The organism is Sphingomonas sp. MM-1, assembly GCF_000347675.2.
GTDB classification, from domain to species: Bacteria; Pseudomonadota; Alphaproteobacteria; order Sphingomonadales; family Sphingomonadaceae; genus Sphingomonas_E; species Sphingomonas_E fennica.
The window spans coordinates 533,827-556,834 of record NC_020561.1; the positions used below are offsets into that span (position 1 = coordinate 533,827).

At 68.6% G+C, this 23,008-nt stretch carries 27 protein-coding genes; 15 read left to right on the top strand and 12 right to left on the bottom strand.

From position 1 onward, the window contains the following. Position 1: 1 nt before the first annotated feature. Together G432_RS02475 and G432_RS02480 are read left to right on the top strand one after the other, a co-directional pair. Positions 2–1,111: an ABC transporter permease gene (locus tag G432_RS02475; protein ID WP_015457234.1), complete on the top strand. Its 1,110-nt coding sequence runs from the start codon at positions 2–4 to the stop codon at positions 1,109–1,111. Between the two features lie 24 nt (positions 1,112–1,135). Beyond that, positions 1,136–1,555 (top strand): low affinity iron permease family protein, encoded by a 420-nt coding sequence (locus tag G432_RS02480; RefSeq protein ID WP_015457235.1) that lies wholly within the window; start codon positions 1,136–1,138, stop codon positions 1,553–1,555. A gap of 21 nt (positions 1,556–1,576) precedes the next feature. Here the strand turns inward: G432_RS02480 and G432_RS02485 are convergent, their stop codons facing one another. From G432_RS02485 to G432_RS02500, 4 genes are all read right to left on the bottom strand, one after another. Then, positions 1,577–1,891, bottom strand: a complete 315-nt coding sequence (locus tag G432_RS02485) for a hypothetical protein (RefSeq protein ID WP_015457236.1) — start codon at positions 1,889–1,891, stop codon at positions 1,577–1,579. Positions 1,892–2,055: 164 nt separating this feature from the next. Further along, a complete protein-coding gene (ybaK, locus tag G432_RS02490) occupies positions 2,056–2,529 on the bottom strand; it encodes a Cys-tRNA(Pro) deacylase (RefSeq protein ID WP_015457237.1) in 474 nt (157 codons plus the stop codon). A gap of 33 nt (positions 2,530–2,562) precedes the next feature. Beyond that, positions 2,563–3,060, bottom strand: a complete 498-nt coding sequence (locus G432_RS02495) for a hypothetical protein (RefSeq protein ID WP_041864765.1) — start codon at positions 3,058–3,060, stop codon at positions 2,563–2,565. 31 nt (positions 3,061–3,091) lie between these two features. Next, the gene (locus tag G432_RS02500; protein ID WP_015457239.1) at positions 3,092–3,556 is read right to left on the bottom strand and encodes a copper chaperone PCu(A)C; all 465 of its coding nucleotides are present in this window, start codon (positions 3,554–3,556) and stop codon (positions 3,092–3,094) included. 197 nt (positions 3,557–3,753) lie between these two features. Here G432_RS02500 and dnaK point away from each other — a divergent pair, with 197 nt between their 5' ends. The 5 genes from dnaK (at position 3,754) to hemW (ending at position 9,770) form a co-directional block, all read left to right on the top strand. Beyond that, on the top strand, positions 3,754–5,658 hold the full coding sequence (gene dnaK / locus G432_RS02505) for a molecular chaperone DnaK (protein ID WP_015457240.1): 1,905 nt from the start codon (positions 3,754–3,756) through the stop codon (positions 5,656–5,658). A 130-nt stretch (positions 5,659–5,788) separates the two neighbouring features. Next, positions 5,789–6,913: a molecular chaperone DnaJ gene (dnaJ, locus tag G432_RS02510; protein ID WP_015457241.1), complete on the top strand. Its 1,125-nt coding sequence runs from the start codon at positions 5,789–5,791 to the stop codon at positions 6,911–6,913. Positions 6,914–7,144: 231 nt separating this feature from the next. Beyond that, a complete protein-coding gene (gene rph, locus G432_RS02515; RefSeq protein WP_015457242.1) occupies positions 7,145–7,861 on the top strand; it encodes a ribonuclease PH in 717 nt (238 codons plus the stop codon). After that, on the top strand, positions 7,858–8,469 hold the full coding sequence (gene rdgB / locus G432_RS02520) for an RdgB/HAM1 family non-canonical purine NTP pyrophosphatase (protein WP_015457243.1): 612 nt from the start codon (positions 7,858–7,860) through the stop codon (positions 8,467–8,469). The genes rph and rdgB overlap by 4 nt, the downstream gene beginning before the upstream one ends. A gap of 167 nt (positions 8,470–8,636) precedes the next feature. Beyond that, complete coding sequence (gene hemW, locus G432_RS02525) at positions 8,637–9,770, top strand: radical SAM family heme chaperone HemW (protein ID WP_144062093.1); 1,134 nt, start codon at positions 8,637–8,639, stop codon at positions 9,768–9,770. 30 nt (positions 9,771–9,800) lie between these two features. Here hemW and G432_RS02530 read toward each other — a convergent pair whose 3' ends face one another. Beyond that, positions 9,801–10,994 (bottom strand): penicillin-binding protein activator, encoded by a 1,194-nt coding sequence (locus G432_RS02530; protein ID WP_041864766.1) that lies wholly within the window; start codon positions 10,992–10,994, stop codon positions 9,801–9,803. Between the two features lie 11 nt (positions 10,995–11,005). Here G432_RS02530 and rsmI point away from each other — a divergent pair, with 11 nt between their 5' ends. The 4 genes from rsmI to G432_RS02550 are packed head-to-tail and all read left to right on the top strand — an operon-like array spanning position 11,006 to position 13,815. Then, on the top strand, positions 11,006–11,857 hold the full coding sequence (gene rsmI, locus G432_RS02535; protein WP_015457246.1) for a 16S rRNA (cytidine(1402)-2'-O)-methyltransferase: 852 nt from the start codon (positions 11,006–11,008) through the stop codon (positions 11,855–11,857). Continuing rightward, a complete protein-coding gene (locus G432_RS02540) occupies positions 11,854–12,204 on the top strand; it encodes a YraN family protein (protein WP_015457247.1) in 351 nt (116 codons plus the stop codon). Before rsmI ends, G432_RS02540 begins: the two co-directional genes overlap by 4 nt. Positions 12,205–12,257: 53 nt before the next feature. Continuing rightward, positions 12,258–13,223: a glutathione synthase gene (gshB, locus tag G432_RS02545; protein ID WP_015457248.1), complete on the top strand. Its 966-nt coding sequence runs from the start codon at positions 12,258–12,260 to the stop codon at positions 13,221–13,223. Then, positions 13,216–13,815 carry a DedA family protein gene (locus tag G432_RS02550; protein WP_015457249.1) on the top strand — a complete coding sequence of 200 codons (600 nt, stop codon included), beginning with the start codon at positions 13,216–13,218 and terminating at the stop codon, positions 13,813–13,815. The genes gshB and G432_RS02550 overlap by 8 nt, the downstream gene beginning before the upstream one ends. A 10-nt stretch (positions 13,816–13,825) precedes the next feature. Here the strand turns inward: G432_RS02550 and G432_RS02555 are convergent, their stop codons facing one another. The 3 genes from G432_RS02555 to fsa form a co-directional block, all read right to left on the bottom strand. Next, on the bottom strand, positions 13,826–14,698 hold the full coding sequence (locus G432_RS02555; protein WP_015457250.1) for a tyrosine-type recombinase/integrase: 873 nt from the start codon (positions 14,696–14,698) through the stop codon (positions 13,826–13,828). 23 nt (positions 14,699–14,721) lie between these two features. Beyond that, positions 14,722–15,279 (bottom strand): DUF484 family protein, encoded by a 558-nt coding sequence (locus tag G432_RS02560; protein ID WP_015457251.1) that lies wholly within the window; start codon positions 15,277–15,279, stop codon positions 14,722–14,724. 82 nt (positions 15,280–15,361) lie between these two features. After that, positions 15,362–16,015: a fructose-6-phosphate aldolase gene (gene fsa / locus G432_RS02565; RefSeq protein WP_015457252.1), complete on the bottom strand. Its 654-nt coding sequence runs from the start codon at positions 16,013–16,015 to the stop codon at positions 15,362–15,364. Positions 16,016–16,188: 173 nt separating this feature from the next. Here fsa and G432_RS02570 point away from each other — a divergent pair, with 173 nt between their 5' ends. The 3 genes from G432_RS02570 to G432_RS02580 all read left to right on the top strand — a co-directional run bounded on the left by G432_RS02570 (position 16,189) and on the right by G432_RS02580 (position 19,843). Beyond that, entirely contained in the window at positions 16,189–18,237 is a 2,049-nt protein-coding gene (locus G432_RS02570; RefSeq protein ID WP_015457253.1) for an alpha/beta hydrolase family protein, read from the top strand. Positions 18,238–18,350: 113 nt separating this feature from the next. Continuing rightward, on the top strand, positions 18,351–19,232 hold the full coding sequence (locus tag G432_RS02575; RefSeq protein WP_041865088.1) for a dienelactone hydrolase family protein: 882 nt from the start codon (positions 18,351–18,353) through the stop codon (positions 19,230–19,232). Next, positions 19,229–19,843, top strand: a complete 615-nt coding sequence (locus G432_RS02580; protein WP_015457255.1) for a glutathione S-transferase family protein — start codon at positions 19,229–19,231, stop codon at positions 19,841–19,843. Before G432_RS02575 ends, G432_RS02580 begins: the two co-directional genes overlap by 4 nt. A 79-nt stretch (positions 19,844–19,922) precedes the next feature. Here G432_RS02580 and G432_RS02585 read toward each other — a convergent pair whose 3' ends face one another. Beyond that, the gene (locus G432_RS02585) at positions 19,923–20,654 is read right to left on the bottom strand and encodes a Bax inhibitor-1/YccA family protein (RefSeq protein WP_015457256.1); all 732 of its coding nucleotides are present in this window, start codon (positions 20,652–20,654) and stop codon (positions 19,923–19,925) included. Positions 20,655–20,767: 113 nt separating this feature from the next. On the opposite strand from G432_RS02585, the gene thpR reads away from it, so the two are divergent. Continuing rightward, complete coding sequence (gene thpR, locus G432_RS02590; protein ID WP_015457257.1) at positions 20,768–21,301, top strand: RNA 2',3'-cyclic phosphodiesterase; 534 nt, start codon at positions 20,768–20,770, stop codon at positions 21,299–21,301. Between the two features lie 19 nt (positions 21,302–21,320). On the opposite strand, the gene G432_RS02595 is transcribed toward thpR, so the two are convergent. The 3 genes from G432_RS02595 to G432_RS02605 all read right to left on the bottom strand — a co-directional run bounded on the left by G432_RS02595 (position 21,321) and on the right by G432_RS02605 (position 23,005). Next, complete coding sequence (locus G432_RS02595) at positions 21,321–21,800, bottom strand: low molecular weight protein-tyrosine-phosphatase (RefSeq protein WP_015457258.1); 480 nt, start codon at positions 21,798–21,800, stop codon at positions 21,321–21,323. A gap of 93 nt (positions 21,801–21,893) precedes the next feature. After that, entirely contained in the window at positions 21,894–22,448 is a 555-nt protein-coding gene (locus tag G432_RS02600) for a superoxide dismutase family protein (protein ID WP_041865089.1), read from the bottom strand. A gap of 275 nt (positions 22,449–22,723) precedes the next feature. Further along, a complete protein-coding gene (locus tag G432_RS02605) occupies positions 22,724–23,005 on the bottom strand; it encodes an ETC complex I subunit (protein ID WP_015457260.1) in 282 nt (93 codons plus the stop codon). Positions 23,006–23,008: the final 3 nt, after the last annotated feature.

Here is a 23,008-nt window from a genome sequence, read left to right on the forward strand (position 1 = left end):
GATGGGGTTCGGCGCCGCCTTCGCGGGCGTGTTCCGCACCATATTCACCACGCTCGCGCTCGCGTCGATCATCATCGTCGCGGTGATCCTCTACGGATTCTATTATCCCGCGCCCTATGCCCACCAGACGGCCCGGCAATTGCCGGTGGTGGTGGTGGATCTGGAACGCAGCCCGCTGACCCGCCAGGTCATCCGCAACCTGGGGGACGCGCGCGAGGTGCGGATCGTGGCCGAGGCGGCATCGGCGGCGGAGGCCGAACGGCTGGTGCGCGACAGGGAGGCGGACGGGATATTGATGCTGCCCAGGGGGCTGGAGCGCGGGCTGCTGACCGGCGCGCCCGGCGCGGGCATCGGCATCTGGGTGAACGGCACCTACCTGATCCGCGCACGCGACATCGGCGGCGCGGTGCAGGCGGCCGCGATCGGCGCGGCGGCGCAGCGGCTGGGGCATGTGGCGCAGGGCCTGCACCTCCAGGCGCCGATCGCGATCGTGCAGCGGCCGCTGTTCAACACGCGCGAAGGCTATGCCGACTATGTCTTTCCCGCCGTCGCCGCGATCATATTGCAGCAGACCCTGCTGTTCGGATCGGCGATGCTGGTGGCCGGCCGGCGGCGGGAAGAGCCGGCACCGTGGGGCACCGCCGATTTCCTGGGCACGTGGTGCGCGATCGCGCTGATCGGCATCATGGGCGCCTTCCTCTATTTCGGCTGGATATACTGGTTCCAGGATATGCCGCGCGCCGGCAACGTGCCCGCCCTGTTCGTGGCGGTGCCGATCTTCGCGCTCGCGGTCAGCGCGCTGGGCATGATGATGGGGAGCATCGTCGACGGGCCGGACCGGGCGCTGCAGGTGCTGATCCCGACATCGATCCTGCTATTCTTCCTGACCGGCGCCGCCTGGCCGATCGCATCGATGCCCGTGCCGGTGGCGATGCTGGCCCATCTTTCGCCCGCGACCATGGGGATGGAAACCTTCGTGCGGCTCAATGAGATGGGCGCCTCCTTGCGCGACGTGGCCGGCCGGCTGGCCGGGATCGCGGCGCTGGCAGCCATTTACGGCGCTGTCGCGTTCCTGCGGCTGAGCGGCAGGGAAAAAGCCGCGCTCCGCTGATCCCTCTTGCGAAGGATGTGCCCCATGAACCGGCTGTTCACCCTGTTCGCCAATCGCATCGCGGCCTTTGCCGGGCAACCGCTGGCCTTCGCGCTGGCAGCCGGTTTCATCCTGGCGTGGGCACTGACCGGCCCGATCTTCCAATTTTCGGATACGTGGCAGCTGATCGTCAACACATCGACGACGATCGTCACCTTCCTGATGGTGTTCCTGATCCAGAATTCCCAGAATCGCGATGCGGCGGCGATGCAGGCCAAGCTGGACGAGCTGATCCGCGCGCTGAGGAGCGCGCGCAACCAGTTCATCGGCATCGAGCATCTGACCGAGACGGAGCTGGAGCTGATCCGCCGCGCGCTGGAAAGCAAATATGGGTCGGAGGGAGACGAGGACGAGGAACACGGAGCGGGCCACATTTCCGTCGCCCGCCTGATCGCGCGGATATGACGGGGCCTGTGGCCCCGCCGATCAGCGGTCGACCCGCGCGCTTACCCGGTGGAAGAAGGGATGCTGGGGCGAATTGCCGCGCTGGATATCGTGGAAGATGCCGGCGCCCAGCGTGGGCAGCAGCGCTTCGACGATGGTGACATGTTCCAGGTTGCGCACGTCGATATGAACGTGGAGCGCACTTTCATAATGGAAGCTGACGATCGCTTCCGGCGGGCAGGCGTCGATCAGCAGCGAGCTGATGCGGGCCAGTTCTTCCGAAACGAAGTTCGAACGCGGCGCACTCGGGATGCGTTCGACCCCGCCGCTCTCGATCGACTTACCCGCTACGCTCATCGTCATTCCCTCTATTACGCAAGGCCACCCCAGTCGAAAGCAAAAGCCGATCGCTGGCAAGGCGCTTTGTTGCCCCGCACCATGACCATTTTGGGGCAATCCGCATTTTTGCCCGGCATGTGTGGCAATCCTGCATGCCCCGGCCGGAACAGCCGGGCCGGCCTTCAGGCAACGAGCGTCGCCGCCCTGGCCTCCAGCAGCGCTGCCGCATCGCGCGGATCGATACGGACCTGCAGCCCGCGCTGCCCGGCGTTCAGGAACACCGCGTCATGGCCCAGCGCCCCTTCCTCGATCGCGACGGGCACCTTGCGCATCTGGCCGAAAGGGCTGATCCCGCCGACCTTGTAGCCGGTGATCCGTTCCGCATCGGCGGGCTTCATCATCTCCGCCGATTTCCCGCCGAGCGCGGCGGCGAGCTTCTTCATCGCCACTTCGCGATCGGACGGCACGATCGCGCAGACCGGCTTGCCGTCGACCAGCGCCATCAACGTCTTCAGCACCTGGCCGGGCGGCACGCCCAGCGCCTCGGCCGCCTGCAGCCCGACGCGATCGGCGCCGGGATCATAGTCATAGGCATGGACGGTGAAGGCCACTCCGGCCTTCGCCAGCATCTGCGTTCCGCGCGTGGCTTTGGACATGATGTGCGCTCATTCCATCGCCGCCCGCCAGGGTCAAGCCGCGCCGTCGCGCGGCAAGGCCCAGTCCGCCGGCAGCGCGGCCTCGCACTGGGCAAGCGTCGCCCCGCCGGGCGCCACGCATCCCGCGCGCAGCAGGTAGGCATGGCGGACGATCTCCGCCTGCTGCTCGATCCCGTAGCGGTCGAGCGGCCAGCCGGCGCGGATGCGATAGCCGTAACGGCAGAAGGGATGGCGCATCAGCGGCAGCCACCACCGCCCCCGCCGCTGCGCCTGCCAGACATGCGCCATCTCGTGGATGAAAAGCCCCTGCGCCGCGACCGGCGCCTCGGCGAAGTCATCGCGCCAGATCGGGCTTTCGGGGTGGAACCAGATGTGCCCGTCCGGCGCCATCACCACGCGGGGCGGGTGGAGCGGCCACCATTTGCGGCGGTGGAGCCGGACCGCGTCATAATCGATCGCCGGCCCGAACATGCCGGCGGCGAGCGCGCGCTCGCCCGCCGTCAAAGGGCGGGAGACGGGCGGCTCCGCCATCCCCTACCCGGCCCGGCCGGCGCTGGGGCGATCAGTGGCCGGCATGGCCGCCGGGCGCGGCATCGCCGGCCGCGCGGGTGGCAGCATCGACGTTCACCGCCTTGCCGCTCCTGAAGCGGAAGGTGAGCGGCAGCGTGCCGCCCGGCTTCACATCGGCCGCGACGTCGAACAGCATCGCATGGTTGCCGCCGGGCGCGAAGGCCACCGTGCCGCCCGCCGGCACGTCGGCGCCGTCGATCGGGCGCATCGTCATCATGCCGTCCGCCATGCCGCCTTCGTGCAGCTCGATCCGGCCGACGCGGGGGCTTTCCACCGCGACCAGCCGATCCGCCTGCGCGCCGCCTTCCACGGTGAAATAGACGGCCGCCGGCCGCCCGGCCACCGGCGAAAGGCGGACCCAGGCATCCTTCACCGCCGGCGCATCCGGCCGTGCCGGCTGGCACGCCGCCAGTGCCATCAACGCAAGCGGCGCCAGCCGCAGCAACCCTCGACCCATGGCATATTCTCCGTCCATCCGATCGCCGCCGCGCCGGATCGTTCCAACCAGATCGCATTAGGCGAGCCGGGTGTCTTGCGGCAACCGAAAGCCCGCCTATATCGAGCCCCGAACAGCAACAGCCGACCGGTTTTCGCTTCACTGGCAAGGGGAACCGGCGGATACGCCGCAAACTTCGGGGGACGAAGGGTATAAGTATGGCTAAAGTAATCGGGATCGACCTGGGCACCACCAACAGCTGCGTCGCCGTGATGGACGGCGGCAAGCCCAAGGTTATCGAAAATGCCGAAGGCGCGCGCACCACGCCTTCGATCGTGGCCTTCGCCAAGGATGGCGAGCGCCTGATCGGCCAGCCGGCCAAGCGCCAGGCCGTGACCAATCCTGACAACACGATCTTCGCGGTGAAGCGCCTCATCGGCCGCCGCTTCGACGATCCCGTGACGAAGAAGGACACCGAGCTGGTGCCCTATCACATCGTCCGCGGCAGCAACGGCGACGCATGGGTGCAGGCCGGCGGCAGCGATTATTCGCCGTCGCAGATTTCCGCCTTCATCCTGCAGAAGATGAAGGAAACGGCCGAAGCCTATCTGGGCGAGACCGTGACCCAGGCGGTGATCACCGTTCCGGCCTATTTCAACGACGCCCAGCGCCAGGCGACCAAGGACGCCGGCCAGATCGCGGGCCTCGAGGTGCTGCGCATCATCAACGAGCCGACGGCGGCCGCGCTCGCTTATGGCCTCGACAAGAATGACGGCAAGACCATCGCCGTCTACGACCTTGGCGGCGGCACCTTCGACATCTCGATCCTCGAGATCGGCGACGGCGTGTTCGAGGTGAAGTCCACCAACGGCGACACCTTCCTGGGCGGCGAGGATTTCGACGCCAAGATCGTCGAGTTCCTGGCGGACGAGTTCAAGAAGGCCGAGGGCATCGACCTGACCAAGGATCGCCTCGCCCTCCAGCGCCTGAAGGAAGCGGCCGAGAAGGCGAAGATCGAGCTTTCGTCCGCGCAGACGACGGAAGTGAACCTGCCCTTCATCACCGCCGACGCCACCGGGCCGAAGCATCTGGTGAAGTCGATCACCCGTTCCGATCTGGAGCGTCTGGTGGCGGACCTCATCAACCGCACGCTGGAACCCTGCCGCAAGGCGCTGGCCGATGCCGGCGTGAAGGCCGATGCGATCGACGAGGTTGTGCTGGTCGGCGGCATGACCCGCATGCCCAAGGTGCGCGAAGTTGTTAAGTCCTTCTTCGGCAAGGAACCGCATACCGGCGTGAACCCGGACGAGGTCGTCGCCATGGGCGCCGCCATCCAGGCCGGCGTGCTGCAGGGCGACGTGAAGGACGTGCTGCTGCTCGACGTGACCCCGCTGTCGCTGGGCATCGAGACGCTGGGCGGCGTGTTCACCCGCATGATCGATCGCAACACCACCATCCCGGCCAAGAAGTCGCAGGTCTATTCGACCGCCGACGACAACCAGCAGGCGGTGACGATCCGCGTGTTCCAGGGCGAGCGCGAGATGGCGGCGGACAACAAGCTGCTCGGCCAGTTCGATCTGGTCGGCATCCCGCCGGCGCCGCGCGGCGTGCCGCAGATCGAGGTGACGTTCGACATCGACGCCAACGGCATCGTTCATGTGACCGCCAAGGACAAGGGCACCGGCAAGGAACAGCAGATCCGCATCCAGGCGTCCGGCGGCCTTTCCGACGCCGACATCGACCAGATGGTCAAGGATGCCGAGAAGTTCGCCGAAGAGGACAAGAAGCGGCGTGAGGCGGCGGAAGCGAAGAACAACGCCGAAAGCCTGATCCACACCACCGAGCGCCAGCTCGAGGAGCATGGCGACAAGGTGGATGCGGCGCTGAAGTCCGAGATCGAGGCGGCCGTGGCCGAGGCCAAGACCGCTGTCGAGGGCGGCGATCCCGCCCAGATGACCGAGAAGGCCCAGGCGCTTGCCCAGGTGGCGATGAAGCTTGGCCAGGCGATCTACGAGAAGGAGCAGGCGGCCGCCGCCTCGCCTTCCGCCGACGCCGGCGAAGCCAAGGCCGACGATGTGGTCGACGCCGAATTCTCGGAAGTCGACGACAACAACAAGGCGTAAGCGATGCGCCCCTTCCATTCGCATGGCATGGATGGTCATCCCCCTTCGGCGGCGGCAACGCCGGCCGGAGGGCGGATCGCCGCTTCCGCCCGCGCCATGGAAGGGGCGGTTTTTCTGGCCGGGGGGCTGAATGGCCGAGGTTGATTTCTACGAACTGCTCGAAGTCGAACGGACTGCGGACGACAAGACGATCAAATCCGCCTACCGCAAGCTGGCGATGCAGTGCCATCCGGATCGCAATCCCGGCTGCAAGGATTCGGAAGCCAAGTTCAAGGCGATCAGCGCAGCCTATGACTGCCTGAAGGACCCGCAGAAGCGCGCGGCCTATGATCGGTTCGGCCATGCCGCCTTCCAGAATGGCGGCGCGGGCGGGCCGGGCGGCTTCGGCGCGCAGGATTTCGGCGGCTTTTCCGACATATTCGAAAATATCTTCGGCGAATTCATGGGCGGCGGCCGTGGCGGCCGCCAGAATGTGCGGCGCGGGGCGGACCTGCGCTACGACATGGAAATCACGCTGGAGGACGCCTTCCACGGCAAGAAGGCGGAGATTCGCGTCGACGTCGCGGCCAATTGCGAGCCGTGCGGCGGCACCGGCGCCAAGCCCGGCACGTCGGCCAAGGGCTGCCCCACCTGCGGCGGCCACGGCAAGGTGCGCGCGCAGCAGGGCTTCTTCGTGGTCGAGCGCACCTGCCCGTCCTGCCACGGTGCGGGCCAGGTGATCGCCGAGCCCTGCCCCGATTGCCGGGGCGAAGGCCGGGTCGATCGCACCAAGACGCTGGAGGTGAACATCCCCCCCGGCGTGGACGAAGGCACCCGCATCCGCCTGACCGGCGAGGGCGAGGCCGGCGCGCGCGGCGCGCCTCCGGGCGATCTCTACATCTTCATCCATGTGAGCCGGCACAAATTGTTCGAGCGGGAGGGCACCACCCTCTTCGCCCGCTATCCGGTCTCCATCACCACGGCGGCGCTGGGCGGCACGATCGAGGTGCCGGGGCTGGACGGCGAGCGGCACGAGCTGCGCATTCCCGCCGGCATCCAGTCCGGCAAGCAGATCCGCCAGCGCGGCGCCGGCATGCCGGTGCTGAACGGCCGGGGCCATGGCGACATGGTGATCCAGGTCGATGTGGAGACGCCGACCAGGCTCACCCCCCGCCAGCGCGAGCTGCTCGAGGAGTTCCGCACGCTGGAAACCGGCGAGGAATCGCCGGAGGCCAGCGGCTTCTTCGCCAAGCTGAAGGGCATGTTCGGGGAATAAGGCCGACGCTGCCCCACCCCAGGGAGCAGCCCGTCAGGCTGGGCCCGTTTCGGCATCCATTACCGCCACGCCCGAATATCTGGCGGAATGACAATGGATGCTGGCCTTTGCCGGCACGGGCGAAGGGAAGGTGCGGATCCGCTGCGCCCTCCCCCACCCACCTTCGCTCTGGCCTCCCGGCGCGCGGGGGGCTAGACGCGCTGGCTTGAGTTCACCAGCGAAGGAATGCCCATGCGCCCCTCCGGCCGCGCGCCCGACCAGATGCGTCCGATCTCGATCGAGACCGGCTATACCCGCCATGCCGAAGGTTCCGTGCTGATCGGCTTCGGCGACACCAAGGTGCTCGTCACCGCATCGATCGAGGAGCGCGTGCCCCCCTTCCTGCGCGGCAAGGGCCAGGGCTGGGTGACGGCCGAATATGGCATGCTGCCCCGCGCCACCCACACGCGCGGCAGTCGTGAGGCCGCAAAGGGCAAGCAATCGGGCCGCACCCAGGAAATCCAGCGTCTTATCGGCCGCTCCTTGCGCGCGGTGGTCGATCTCACCAAGCTCGGCGAACGCCAGATCACGCTCGATTGCGACGTGATCCAGGCGGACGGCGGCACGCGCACCGCTTCCATCTCCGGCGCCTGGGTGGCGCTCCGCCTCGCGGTGGACAGCCTGATGAAGCAGGGCCTGCTGACGGAGGACCCGATCACCGCCCAGGTCGCGGCGATCTCCTGCGGCATCTACGAAGGCACGCCGGTGCTCGACCTCGATTATATCGAGGATTCGAATGCCCATGCCGACGCCAATTTCGTGTTGCTGGACAATGGCAACATCGCCGAGGCGCAGGCGACCGCCGAAGGCGCCACCTATGACGAGGAAGCGCTGCTCCGCCTGCTGCGCCTCGCCCGCATCGGCTGCGGCGAGATATTCGCGGCCCAGCGCCGGGCGGTGGCGCGGTGACCGCGCATCACCGCAAGCTTGCCCCCGGCCGGCTGGTGATCGCCAGCCATAATGAGGGCAAGGTGCGCGAGATTCGCGAGCTGCTCGCCCCCTTCGGCATCGAACCGGTCTCGGCCGGATCGCTGGGCCTGCCGGAACCGGACGAGACGGGCACCACCTTCGTCGCCAATGCCGAGCTGAAGGCCCGCGCGGCGGCCGACCTGTCCGGCCTGCCCGCGCTGGCCGACGATTCGGGCTTGTGCGTCGAGGCGCTGGGCGGCGAGCCGGGCATCTTCTCCGCCCGCTGGGCCGGCGAGACCAAGGATTTCGGGCTGGCGATGCAACTGGTCGAGGACAATCTCGGCAAGCTCGGCCCCGATGTCGGCCGCGACGCCCATTTCGTCTGCGCGCTTTCGATCTGCTGGCCCGACGGCCATATCGAAAGCTTCGAGGGGCGGGTGGACGGCACGCTCGTCTGGCCGCCGCGCGGGGACAAGGGATTCGGTTATGATCCCATGTTCCAGCCCTGGCACCATGACGTCACCTTCGGCGAGATGGACCCGGCCGCCAAGCATGCGATGAGCCATCGCGCGGATGCTTTCCGCAAGCTGGTCGCGGCGGTGCTTTGACGGTGACGAATCCCAAAAAGCCCTCTCCCCCCGGGGAGAGGGTTGGGAGAGGGGGCGCGAGCGCCAGCGAGCGTCCCACGCCCGCAGCCTTCGAACCGGCATCGAGCCGGTCCGAAGGCTCCCCCCTCTCCCTTGCCCTCTCCCCAAGGGGAGAGGGAGAGGAACCGCTGGCCCTCTACGTCCACTGGCCCTTCTGCGTCTCCAAATGCCCCTATTGCGATTTCAACAGCCATGTCCGCGCCGAGATCAACGAGGCCGCGTGGCGCGACGCGCTGATCGCCGATCTCGCGCATGAAGCGGCGGTCGCGCCAGGCCGGCCGATCACCTCCATCTTCTTCGGCGGCGGCACCCCATCGCTGATGCACCCCGAAACCGTGGCGGCGGTGATCGCGGCGGCCGAGGGGCATTGGGGATTGGCCGATGACGTGGAGATCACGCTGGAGGCCAACCCCTCCTCGGTCGAGGCGGCGCGCTTCGCGGGGCTGGCGGCGGCGGGCGTGAACCGCGTGTCGCTGGGCCTGCAATCGCTGGACGATCGCATGCTCCATTTCCTCGGCCGCGCGCATGGCGTGGACGAGGGGCTGGCGGCGCTGGAGACGGCGCAGCGCCATTTCGGGCGGGTCAGCTTCGATCTGATCTACGCCCTGCCCGGCCAGAGCGAGGCGGCATGGGAGGCCGAGCTGGCCCGCGCCATCGGCTTCGGCACCGGCCATCTGTCGCTCTACCAGCTCACCATCGAACCGGGCACGCGCTTCGCCACCTTGGTGGAGAAGGGCGAGCTGGAGCCGGCCGATCCCGATCACGGCGCCACCCTGTTCGAGCTTACGCGCGACGTTACCGCGGCGGCGGGCATCCCGGCCTATGAGATTTCCAATCATGCCCGGCCTGGGCAGGAAAGCCGGCATAATCTGACCTACTGGCGCTATGGCGACTATCTGGGCGTCGGCCCCGGCGCGCACGGGCGGCGGGATGGCCATGCCACCTTCCGCCGCAAGAAGCCGGAAAACTGGCTGGCGGCGGTCGCCCGCAACGGCCACGGCATCGAGAGCGAGGAGGCGCTTCCCGCCGCCGACCGCGCGATGGAGGCGCTGCTGATGGGGCTGCGGCTGGCCGGGGGCGTGGACCTCGACCGCATCGCCCGGCGGAGCGGGCTGGGCGCGGATGCGCTGGTGGACGAGGCCGCGATCGGACGGCTGGCGAAGCTGGGCTTCATCCGCCGCGATGCGCAGCGCCTGACGGTAACGCCCCAGGGCATGCCCCTGCTGGATGCGATCCTGGGCGAGGTGGTGGCGGCGGGCTGAACCCCGGCCGCCCCCAATAATCCCCGAGGCTTATTCCGCGAAGCTGCGCGGCGCCGGGGAAACGGTGGTGATGCCGCCGCTGCCGATCTGGTGCACCGCCAGCGCGCGCTGGGCGATGCCGTCCGCGCCGAAGCGGAAGGCACCGTCGACACCGGCAAAGCCGTCCTTGTCCGCCAGCGCCTTCACCGGGAAACGATCCCCCACCTTCCACTGCCCGGCGATGCGGACGGTGAGCAGCACCGCATCATAGCCCAGGCTCGCCAGCCGGTAGGGCGGCTTGCCGAAGCGGGTGCGATATTTGGTGGCGAGCTGGCGATACATATTCTCCTGCACGCTGGCGAACCAGGCGCCGCTCATCGCCGGATTGGCGGTGAGGGTGCTTTCTGTCGCCCACAATTCCGTGCCGATCACCTGGGCTTCCGCCCCGCCCGATCCCGCCTTGCGGATCAGCGGCACCGCCTGGATGGCGATGCGGCCGCCATCGGCGATCAGCACGGCTTCATAGTCGCCCGACTGGCCGAGCTTGGCGATCGCGGCCGAAAGCGATTTGGGGCTGCGATCGAAGGTCTGCAGCGAAACCACGCTGCCGCCCGCCCCTTCCGCCGCATGGATCAGCGCGTTGGAGGCATTGCGGCCGTAAAGCCCGGTGGGCATCAGGCCGGCGAACTTGCTGATCCCCCTGGTCCGCGCGAAGCGGACGGCGCGATCGATCGACTGGGCTGGCGAAAATCCCATGAGGTAGACGCCGTTGCCCGCGACGGTGGCGTCGTTGGAAAAGCTGATGACAGGCACGCCGGCCGCGCGCGCAGGGGCGGAAATCGCCCGCACGTCATCGGCAAGCAACGGCCCCAGGAACAGGCGGTTGCCATCGGCCAGTGCCTTCTGCGCGGCGACGGCCGCCCCGGTGGCGGTATCATAGGTGGTGATGCGCACCTTCGCCCCGCCGGTATCGAGCAGCGCGAGGTTCGCGGCATTGGCGATCGACTGGCCGACGGCGGCGTTCGGCCCCGTCATCGGCACCAGCAGCGCCACGCGATGCCGTTCCTGATCGGTGGGCAGGCCGGGGCCGACGGGGCGGGTTTCCTCCTTGGGAGGGGCCGGCGTGGCGGGTGGCGTCGTCTTGGGCACCATGGCCTGGCACCCCGCCAGGAACAGCGCGAGGCCCATTCCCGCCAGACGAAGAAAATTTCGGCGTGGTTGCGACCTCGACCCGGCCTCTGCCATGACATCATCCCATGCAACAGCCCCCTGACGAGGCCCTGACACCCGGCCTCTACATCGTCGCCACGCCCATCGGCAACTTATCCGATCTCTCCCCCCGCGCCGCATCGGTGCTGGCGCGGGCCGATCTGATCGCGGTGGAGGACAGCCGCGTCACCGCGAAGCTGCTCCAGCGCATCGGCACGAAGCGGCCGATGACCCCCTATCACGATCATAATGCCGATCAGGTGCGCCCCGGCCTGATCGACCGGATGGGCAGCGAGGCGATCGCGCTGGTGTCCGACGCCGGCACGCCGCTGATCTCCGATCCCGGCTTCAAGCTGGTGCGCGACGCGCGGGCGGCGGGGCATATGGTGACGACCATCCCCGGCCCCTGCGCGGCGATCGCGGCGCTGACGCTGGCGGGGCTGCCCACCGACCGCTTCTTCTTCCTCGGTTTCCTGCCGTCTAAGGAGAAAGCGCGCGCCGATGCGATCGCCGAGGTGGCGGGCGTCCGCGCGACGCTCATCCTCTACGAATCCGGCCCCCGGCTGGGCGCGGCGCTGGCGGCACTGGCGGACGGGCTCGGCGACCGCGAGGCGGCGGTGGCGCGCGAGATCAGCAAGGCTTTCGAGGAATGCGTGACGGGCACGCTCTCCACGCTGGCGGCGCGCTATGCCGATGCGCCGCCCAAGGGCGAGATCGTGATCGTCGTCGGCCCGCCGGGCGAGGCGCCGGCGCCCGAGGCCGGCGATGTCGATGCCGCGCTGATCGACGCGATGGCCCGCCTGCCCGTCGCCAGGGCGGCCGGCGAGGTGGCCAGGGCCACCGGCCTCCCCCGGCGCGAGCTTTATGCCCGCGCCATGGAACTCAAGGACGGCGGATGAGCCGGCAGGCGGCGGAACGGCGCGGCAGGCGCGGCGAGCTGATCGCCGCCTGGTGGCTGCGGCTGCGCGGCTGGCGGATAATCGCGGCCCGCGCCCGCACCCCGGTGGGCGAGGTGGACCTGATCGCCCGGCGCGGCCGCACGCTGGCCTTCATCGAGGTGAAGACGCGCGCCAGCGAGGCCGATCTGGCGCTGGCGATCGACCGCCGCCGCCTGACCCGCGTGGCCCGCGCCGCGGAGATGCTCGCCCCCCGCCACGCCCGGCCGGACGACGCCATCCGCATCGACGTGATCCTGCTCCGCCCCCGCGCATGGCCGCGGCACATCGAGAATGCATGGCATGGGTGACTTTCGCCGCGCGCTCGCTTACTTGACCGGCCGAACCAGCGCGAGGCAGCCCCATGTCGCTTAAAGTCGCGGTCCAGATGGACCCGCTCGAAACCATCAATATCGCCGGCGATTCCACCTTCGCGATCATGCTGGGGGCGCAGGCGCGCGGCCATCGGCTGTTCCATTATAATGCGGGTGACCTCAGCTATCGCGACGGCCGCGTCACCGCGCCCGCGCGGCCGGTGACGGTGCAGCGCGTGGCGGGCGACCATTTTTCCGCCGGCGATCCGGTGGTGCTGGATCTTGCCGAGGATGTGGACGTGGTGCTGATGCGGCAGGACCCGCCCTTCGACCTCGCCTACATCACCGCCACCCATCTGCTGGAGCGTATCCGCCACCGGACGTTGGTGGTGAACGACCCGGAATCGGTGCGCAACGCGCCCGAAAAGCTGTTCGTGCTCGATTATGCCGAGTTCATGCCGCCCACCCTCATCACCCGCCGGCTGGAGGACGCCCGCGCCTTCCACGCCGAACATGGCGAGGTCGTGGTGAAGCCGCTCTACGGCAATGCGGGATCGGCGGTGTTCCATGTCGGCCGCAACGACGCCAACCTGGCCGCGCTGACCGAATTGTTCGGGCAGGTGTGGCGCGAGCCGTTCATGGTGCAGGCCTTCCTGCCGGACGTGGCCAAGGGCGACAAGCGCATCGTGCTGGTGGACGGCAAGCCCACCGGCGCGATCAACCGCCTGCCCAAGGATGGGGAGATCCGCTCCAACCTCGCCGCCGGCGGCCGCGCGGACGCGACCGACCTCACGGCGCGCGAGCAGGAGATCTGCGCCGCGATCGGGCCGGAACTGGCGCGGCGCGGGCTGCTGTTCGTCGGCATCGACGTGATTGCCGGGCACCTGACCGAGATCAACGTCACCTCCCCCACCGGCATCGTTGCCATCGACCGGTTCAACGGCACCGATACCCCGGCCGTCATCTGGGACGCGATCGAGGCGAAGCTCGCGGCCCGGGGCGTCACCCGTGGGTGATTGGGTCCGCGAGCTCATCGAGCAATCGGGCTATCTGGGCGTCGCCTTCCTGATGTTCGCGGAGACGGTGTTCCCGCCCATCCCTTCGGAAGTGATCATGTCGCTGGCGGGGCTGCAGGCGGCCAAGGGCGCGCTGACCCTGCCCGGCGTGATCGCCTGCGGCACGGCGGGCGCGATGCTGGGCAACACCTTCTGGTATCTGCTGGCGCGCGCGCTCGGCCTCCAGCGCTTCAAGCCGCTGATCGACCGCTTCGGCCGCTGGCTGACGATGGACTGGGCCGAGGTGCAGCGCGGCGAGAAATGGTTTCGCAGCCACGGCGCGGCCTTCGTCTTCTTCGGCCGGCTGCTGCCGACGATCCGGTCGCTGGTGTCGATCCCGGCGGGCCTGCTGAAGATGAGCCTCAGCCGCTTCCTGTTCTGGTCCACGCTCGGCACGCTGGGCTGGACGTCGCTGCTCGCCTCCGCCGGCTATGTGCTGGGCCAGCGTTACGCGATGGTCGACGAATATATCGGGCCGCTTTCCACCGCGATCATCGTGCTGCTGGTGCTCTGGTATTTCTGGCGGGTGCTGACCTGGCGGCCCAGCCGATAGCGGCCGGCTTTCAGGCGCGTGGATGGGCGTTGCGATAGACGTCCATCAGATGCGCGGCATCGACGGACGTATAGACCTGGGTCGAGGACAGGCTGGCATGGCCCAGCAATTCCTGTAGAGAACGCAGGTCCACGCCGCGCCCCAGCAGATGCGTGGCGAAGCTGTGGCGCAGCGCATGCGGCGTCGCGCTGCCGGAAAGCCCCAGCCGCCCCCTCGCGCCCCGCACCGCGCGGCGGACGATATCGGCGGAAAGCGGCCCGCCCCGCGCGCCCCGGAACAGCGGCATGTCCCGCGCGGCGCCCCACGGGGATTGCGCCAGATAATCCTCGATCGCCTCGCGCACGCGCGGCAGCAGGGGCACGATGCGCGTCTTGCCGCGCTTGCCGGTGACGCGGATCGCATCGCCCAGCGGCAGCACCGCCCCGGTCAGGCCCACCGCCTCGCCCACGCGCAGGCCGGAGCCGTAGAGCAGCAGCAGCACGGCGAGATCGCGCGCCGCGATCCAGGGCAGGCTCGCATCCTCGGCCGCCTCCTCCGCCAGCGCCACCGCATCGGCGGGTGCGACGGGACGCGGCACGCCGCGCTTGACGCGGGGGCCGCGCAGGCGGGGCGCATCGCCGGCGACATGGCGCAGGAAGCCGCGCACGGCCGAAAGCTCCCGCGCGGCGGAGAGATTCCCGATGCCATCCCCCCGCCGCGCCGCGAGGAAGGCGCGCAGATCGGCCGGTTCCAGTGCCGCGAGCAGCGCCGCATCCACCGCCTGCCCGCGATGCTGGCCCAGAAAGGCGATCAGCCGATGCGCCGTCGCCACATAAGCGCGCACGGTATGCGCCGACCGGCGGCGATCCAGCGCGAGATGCTTTCCCCAATCGGCCGCGAGCATGCGGGCGGGATGATCCTGAAGGCTTAGGGCAACCACCGCCCGATCATGCGCGAAACCGCCTGGCCAAGGAAGAGCAGCAATTCCGATCCGTGCCGCGTCTCGAAGCCTTGCGGGCGGCGCTGGCCGAGCGCCAGCAGGCCGGACGGCTGCGGCGGCGTGCCATCCAGCCGGATCAGCGCCTCGGCACGGATGAGATCGGAAGCCGGGCCGAACAGCGGATGGCCCCGCTCCACGCCGCGCAGCACCACCCCTTCGCCATCGCCGACGGCGCGTTCGAGCAGCCTGCGATCGACGATCTGGAGCCCGGACGCATCGGCGCGCATCGCCCCATCCTCGACGAACAAGGCGAGCGATACCGCATCGAGGCCCAGCGTGTGCGGCCAGGCCTGGGTGATGACGTGGATGAGATGATCGAGCCCGTCGGCTTCCAGCGCATCGATCACCGCCTGATGGATGGCGGCGACGGCGCCCGAATGGCCGCGCGCGAAGGCGATGAGGTCCTGATTGGCCTCTTCCACCTCCGCCACGCGCCGCCGGAGCGACGCGACCGCATGCCCTTCGAAATCGAGAAGCTGGCCCATGAGAGCCAAACTTACAGAGACTTGGTTAAAAAGCTACTGCCCACAACCATGCCTTGCGGGGCTGTGGGCAGCGACAGAAACCTTAGCCGATGGTCTGGCCGGTCTTGGCCCAATCGGCCAGGAAGCCCTGGATGCCCTTGTCGGTCAGCGGGTGGTTGAACAGCGCGCGGATCACCGCCGGCGGGGCGGTCATCACGTCCGCGCCGATCTTGGCGGCTTCGAGGATGTGGATCGGGTGGCGGACGCTGGCGACGAGGATTTCGGTCGCGAAATCATAATTGTCGTAGATGATCCGGATATCGGAGATGAGCTGCATGCCATCGAAGCCGATATCGTCATGCCGGCCGACGAAGGGCGAGATGAAGGTCGCGCCGGCCTTGGCGGCGAGCAGCGCCTGGTTGGCCGAGAAGCAGAGCGTTACGTTGACCATGCAGCCATCGTCCGACAGCTTCTTGCAGGTCTTGAGGCCGTCGACCGTCAGCGGCACCTTGATGCAGACGTTGGGCGCGATCTTCCGCAGGATCGCCGCTTCCTTCATCATCGTGTCATGGTCGAGCGCCACGACCTCGGCCGAGACCGGGCCGTCCACCAGACCGCAAATCTCCTCGACCACCTCGAGGAACTTGCGGCCCGACTTGGCGATCAGCGAGGGATTGGTGGTGACGCCGTCCAGCAGGCCGGTGGCGGCGAGATCGGCGATTTCCTGGGTGTCGGCGGTATCGACGAAGAACTTCATGGGGCGATTTTCCCGAGCAGAATGGAGATGAAGGGTGATTCTTGGCGGCGCCTATAGCGCGTCCGCCCCGAACAGACGAATCGGCATTATCACGGGCGGCGGCCACCCTGCCCCCTTGCGGCCGGCCGCAAAAAGCGCGAGGCAAGGCGATCAGCTTAAGGGGCTAGAATATCATGATCTTACGCCTGGCCGCCGCGACGGCGCTCGCCCTCGTTTCCGTGCCCGCCATCTCCGCGCCCGCCGAAGGGCCGTCGCGCCTGCTGCAGGGCAGCGACCTTTTCTCGCTGGAGGTCGCCACCGATCCGCAGATCCGCCCGGACGGCGCGATGATCGCCTATGTCCGCCGGTCCAACGACGTGATGACCGATCGCGCCCGCGCGACGATCTGGCTGGTGGATGCCAAGACGGGCGCGCAGACCCCGCTGGTGGCCGGCACCGGATCGCACAGCCAGCCGCGCTGGTCGCCGGACGGCAAGCGCATCGCCTATGTCTCCACGGCCGAAGGCGGCGCTGCCCAGCTTTTCGTCCGCTGGATGGATACCGGCGCCACCGCGCGCGTCGCCACCCTGCCCGATGGCCCGAGCGCCATTTCCTGGTCGCCGGATGGAACGCGGATCGCCTTCATCATGTCCGTGCCGGACGAAGGGATGAAGCTCGGCACGCCGCCCGCCAAGCCCGAAGGCGCCAAATGGGCGCCGCCGCTGGAGGTGATCTCCTCCATCGTCTATCGCGCGGACGGCGCCGGCTATCTGAAGCCGGGCTACGATCATGTCTTCGTCGTTCCCGCCGATGGCGGCGCGCCGCGCCAGCTCACCTTCGGCGCCTTCAACCATGATGGCCCGCTGTCCTGGACGCCGGACGGCCGGACCATCCTGCTGAGCGCCGATCGCAGCAAGAACTGGCAGCGCGAGCCCAACAATCCCGAAATCTACGCGCTGGACGTGGCGACGGCGAAGCTGACCGCGCTCACCGACCGCCTCGGCCCCGATGCGCGGCCAGTGGTGTCGCCGGACGGCAAGCGCATCGCCTATCTGGGCTATGACGACAAATATCGCGGTTACGAAAACGCGCTCCTCTATGTGATGGATCGCGACGGCGGCAATGCGCGCGCGATCACCACCGCGCTGGACCGCAGCATCGACGATGCCGAATGGGCGGCGGACGGGCGCTCGCTCTACGTGCAATATGACGATCACGGATCGACCCGCGTCGCCCGCGTGACGCTGGACGGCAAGCTCACCACCGTCGCCACCGGCATGACCAGCAGCCAGATCGACCGTCCCTATTCCGGCGGATCGTTCAGCGTCGCCCGCAACGGCGCCGTCGCCTTCACCAGCGGCGATCCGCAGCGCCCGGCGGACGTTTCCATCGCATCCGGCGGCAAGAGCCGGCGCCTGACCCGGCTCAACGAGGAGCTGCTGGGCGCCAAGGCGCTGGGCCAGGTGCGCCAGATCCCGGTGAAGGCGGCGGACGGCCGCGCGATCGATGCCTGGCTGGTGACGCCGCCCGATTTCGATCCGGCGAAGAAATATCCGATGATCCTGGAAATCCATGGCGGCCCCTTCGCCGCCTACGGCCCGGCCTTCGCCAGCGACAACCAGCTTTATGCGGCGGCTGGCTACGCGGTGCTCTACGTCAACCCGCGCGGATCGACATCCTATGGCGCCGAATTCGCCAACCTGATCCACCACGCCTATCCCGGCGACGACTATGGCGACCTGATGGCCGCCGTGGATGCCGCCATCGCCACCGGATCGATCGATGCCGACAACCTGTTCGTCACCGGCGGATCGGGCGGCGGCGTGCTGACCGCCTGGATCGTCGGCAAGACCGACCGGTTCAAGGCGGCCGCCACCCAGAAGCCGGTGATCGACTGGGCCAGCTTCGTGCTGACGGCGGACATGACGCCCTTCTTCGCCAAATATTGGTTCGGCAAGTTCCCGTGGGAGGACCCGCAGGCCTATTGGAACCGCTCGCCCCTCTCGCTGGTCGGCAACGTCAAGACGCCGACCCTCGTCGTCGTCGGCAGCGAGGATTATCGGACGCCGGTGAGCGAGGCCGAGCAATATTATTCGGCACTCCAGCTCCGCGGCATCCCCACCGCGCTGGTGAAGGTGCCGGAAGCGTCGCATGGCGGCATCGCCGCCCGCCCGTCGCAATCAGCCTCCAAGGCATCGGCGATCCTCGCCTGGTTCGATAAATATCGGGCCAAGCCGCAATAAGGGCGCGTTCGGGGGAGGATTCGGCGAGTCCCCCCCGACATTCGGAAGCGCTGGCCTTCATCCCCCGGGGCAGGTTACACCATGCCGCCCCGGATGGGATGGAGGGAGAGGCGATGACCGACAAGGATCTCCGTGCCCGCGCGATCGCGCTCTACGACCGTTTCACCCACGACCATCACAACCGCCGCGCCTTCCTGGCGGAACTGACCACGCTGGCCGGGAGCGCCGCCGCCGCCAACGCGCTGGCCGCCGCCATCGCCGCCGATCCCGCCGCCGCCGCGATCGTGCCCGCCGACGACAAGAGGCTCAAGACCGGCGAGGCGAGCTGGAAGACCGGCACCGACCGGACGATGACGGGCTATCGCGCCAGCCCCGCCAATGCCAAAGGCCCCCTGCCCGCCGTGCTGGTGATCCACGAGAATCGCGGCCTCAACGATCATATCCGCGACGTGACGCGTCGGGTGGCGCTGGAAGGCTTCCTGGCGGTGGCGCCCGATTTCCTTTCGCCCGCGGGCGGCACGCCGGCGGACGAGGCGAAGGCGCGCGAGATGATCGGCGCGCTCGACCTCGCGGCCGCCGTGCAGGATGGCGCCGCCACGGTGCGCTGGCTGAAGACCGACAAGGCCGGCAACGGCAAGGTCGGCGCGGTCGGCTTCTGCTGGGGCGGCGCCATGGCCAACCGGATCGCCGTTGCGGCGGGATCGGCGCTGAGCGCGGCCGTGCCCTATTACGGCCCCGCCCCCGATCCGGCCGAAGCCGCCAGGGTGAAGGCGGCGATGCTGCTCCATTATGCCGGCACGGACGAGCGGGTGAACGCCACCGCCAAGCCCTGGATCGAGGCGCTGAAGGCGGCCGGCGTGCCGGTGCAATCCTATTTCTACGAAGGCACCTTCCACGCCTTCAACAACGACACCTCGGCCGAACGCTACAACAAGGCGGCGGCCGATCTTGCCTGGGACCGGACGATCCGGTTCCTGAAGGAGAGGCTGGGATGAGCGAGCTGATATTCTACACCAACCCGCAGTCGCGCGGACGCATCGTCCGCTGGATGCTGGAGGAGGTCGGCGGCCCCTATCGCACCGAGGTCGTCGGCTACGGCCCCGCGATGAAGGGGCCGGATTATCTGGCGATCAACCCGATGGGCAAGGTGCCCGCGATCCGCCATGGCGGCGCCGTCGTCACCGAGGCGGCGGCGATCTGCGCCTATCTGGCCGATGCCTTCCCCGCCGCCGGCCTGGCGCCGCCCACCACGGAGCGGGCGGATTATTATCGCTGGCTGTTCTTCGCGGCCGGCCCGATCGAGGCGGCGGTGACGGACAAGACGCTGAAGGCGGTGCCCACGCACGAGCAGCGCGCCTTCGTGGGCTATGGCTGCTACGAGAATGTCGTCGACGTGCTGGATGTCCTGCTCTCCGAACGGCCCTATTTCTGCGGGGAAAGCTTCACGGCGGCGGACGTCTATGCCGGATCGCAGATCGCCTTCGGCCTGATGTTCAAATCGATCGAGGAGCGCCCGTCCTTCCGCCGCTATGTCGATCGCATCCAGGCGCGCCCGGCCTATGCCCGCGCCGCCGAACTGGACGATGCGGCGGCCGCCGCGGCCTGAACCTCGGCCCTCCCCCGCACAAGAAAAAGGCCCGGCGGATCGCTCCACCGGGCCTTTTTCATGCGCCTCGCGGCCAGGATCAGTCGCGATTGCCCATGAGCTGGAGCAGGAAGGTAAACATGTTCACGAAGTCGAGATACAGCGACAGCGCGCCCATGATGACCGTCTTGCCGACCATGTCGGTGCCGGCCACGTAGAAATACATGCTCTTGATCTTCTGCGTGTCATAGGCGGTGAGGCCCGCGAAGATCAGCACGCCGAGGAAGCTGATCACCAGCGCCATCCCGCTCGACTGCACGAACAGGTTGATGAGGCTCGCCACGATCAGGCCGACGACGCCCATGATCAGGAAGGTGCCGAAGGCCGAAAGGTCGCGCTTCGTGGTGTAGCCGTAGAGGCTGAGGCCGGCGAAGGCGGCCGCGGTCGCGAAGAAGGCCTGGGCGATGTCGACGCCGCCATAGATCAGGAAGATCGTGGACATCGAAAGGCCCATCACCGTCGCGAAGGCCCAGAACAGCGCCTGCGCCGCGAAGGTCGACAGCCGGTTGATGCCGAAGCTCAGCACCATCACGAAGGCCAGCGGCGCGAGGATGATCACCCAGCGCAGCGGCCCGCCCGAGAACACGGCTTCCGCCATGCCCGAACGCGCGAACAGATAGGCGACGATGCCCGTGAGCAGCACGCCCGATGCCATGTAATTATAGACCGAAAGCATGTAGGAGCGCAGACCCGCGTCGATCGCGGCGTCGCGCGTGCCGGCGGCCGTCGGCCTCGCCGCTGCGGTCGTCCGGGGGTCGGACCAGTTTGCCATCGCCATCAAACTCCATATCCGCGGTCGCAATTCGCGCCGCTCAGGGCCAATATCGGCGGATTGCCGCGCCTTTTCAACGGAGACACCTGTAACATGATATTGCGGAGAAGCCCATGCACCGGCTGTTCGTAGCCATCCGGCCGCCGCGCGCGATGCGGCAGGCGCTGCGCGGCATCATGGGCGGCATCGCCGGCGCGCGCTGGCAGGATGATGCGCAGCTCCACCTGACCCTGCGTTTCATCGGCGAGGTGGACCGGCATGTGGCGGAGGACGTGGCGGCGGCGCTGGGCGCGATCCACCATCCGCGCTTCCTGCTGGCGCTGGACGGGCTCGGCCAGTTCGACCGGCGCGACCGGATCGACAGCCTGTGGGCGGGCGTGACCCCGCATGATGAGGTGACGGCGCTCCACAACAAGGTGGATCAGGCGCTCACCCGCGTCGGCATCGCGCCCGACACGCGGGCCTTCCTGCCCCACATCACCATCGCCCGCTTCGGCCGGCATGCGGGGCCGGTGGAAGCGATGCTGTCGCAGGCCGCCGGGCTTTCCGGGCCGGCCGAGGAGATCGACAATTTCTGCCTCTACGAAAGCCGGCTGGGCAGCGAGGGCGCGACCTACGAGATCGCGGCCCGCTACCCGTTGGATTGAAAGCCGCTGAAACCCTGTCTCAGCCCTTCAGCCGGTCCGCCAGCCCGCGCGCGCCGGCCATGACATCCGCCCAGGTGATGTCGAAACCCGCCTCGTCGCCATAATAGGGATCGGCCACCGCCTGCCCTTCCCGGCCCGGCACATGATCGAGGAGCAGCGAAAGCTCCGCCGTCGCATCGGCCGGGCTCAGCGCGCGCAGATCGGCGAAGTTGTTGGCATCGAGCGCGACGATATGGCTGAACCGCCTGAAATCGTCCGGCGTCACCTGGCGGGCGCGATAGCCGGAAATGTCGATGCCGTTGCGCCGGGCCACCGCCTGGGCGCGCTTGTCCGGCGCGTGGCCGAGATGCCAGTCGCCCGTGCCGGCCGAATCGATCTCCGCATCCAGGCCGATCCGCGCCGCTTCCTCGCGGAAGGCGGCCTCCGCCAGCGGCGAACGGCAGATATTGCCGAGGCAGACGAACAGCACGGCGGGCCTGGACGAAACATCGATGGACAAGGGCGATCTCCCGGAAACGAACCGGGCGGCCTTAGGCCAAAGCGGCTTCGCGGAGAAGCCGCCCGGAGCCCAGGGCCGCCCGTTAACGGAAGATCAGTTGGGAACGACCACCCCGCAGGCGATGCGGCCACCGCTATTGCCGGTGGGATCGGTGCGATAATCGTCCGGCGATGCGTGGACGACCAGCGCCGCGCCGTCCGCATCGATCAGCGGATTGTCGCCGCCCGTCAGCCGCGCGCCGGGAATGGTCGCCTCGACGCGGCCGGCCCCGTCGGTGCCGACGATAAGGTTCGGCAGGTCGCCCCAATGCGGGCCGCCCTGCGCATCCTTGCCGTGGACCATGTGGGTGGGGTTCCAATGGGTGCCGGCGCTGACGAAGCCCGGCCCCTCGCACAGGCCCACCATGTGAAGGTGCAGGCCGTGGGCGCCCGGCGGCAGCCCCTGGCCCTCCACCGCGACGCGGACGCCGCCGTCAAGCTGGGTGAGCGTGGCGCTGCCCAGCGACGCCCCGTCCGGCCCGGCCAGCGCGACGCTGGCGGTGGTGGCGGCCGGCGCCGGCGGCTCCGCGCCGCCGCCTGCCCCGCTGGTGGCGCAGGCACCCAGCATCCCCGCCATGGCGAGCGGCAATATCGTGAGGTAGCGCATCATCTTCTCCCTATTCGCCCGTATCGATCCGGTGGCGTAACGCTCGACCATAAGGTCGGTTGCAGCGAACGGGAACCGGGCATGTGGGAAAAGCGGTTGCAATCTCGGGATTGTTCCGCCGGAATCGGATGAAATGCCGCACCCGCCGGCATCCCATGACGCCGGCAGCCGCCCCTGCCCGCTCGGGCCGGGCCTTTCGACCCGGCTCGACACGAGCGGAAGTTTCCGGTGCATCCGGCCGGGCGAGGCACGCGAAGCGCCCGCCACGGCCCGATCACTTAAAGGAAATTCTCCGCATAGGTGCGGATGCGCAGCGTCTTGGGCGCGGCCGGCACGACCGACGCGGTAAGGCCCTCGGCCTCCGCATAGGCCCGCGCCTTGTCCAGCGACGGGAAGACCAGCCTCACCTGCTCGCGCGTGTCGCCCGATCCGGCCCAGCCGGTGAGCGGATCGGGGCGCTTCGCCTCGCGCGGTTCATATTCCAGCACCCACTGGCCGGCGCGGGCGCGGCCGGACTGCATGGCGTTCTTCGACCGCTGGTAGATGCGGGCGGCAGGCATAGG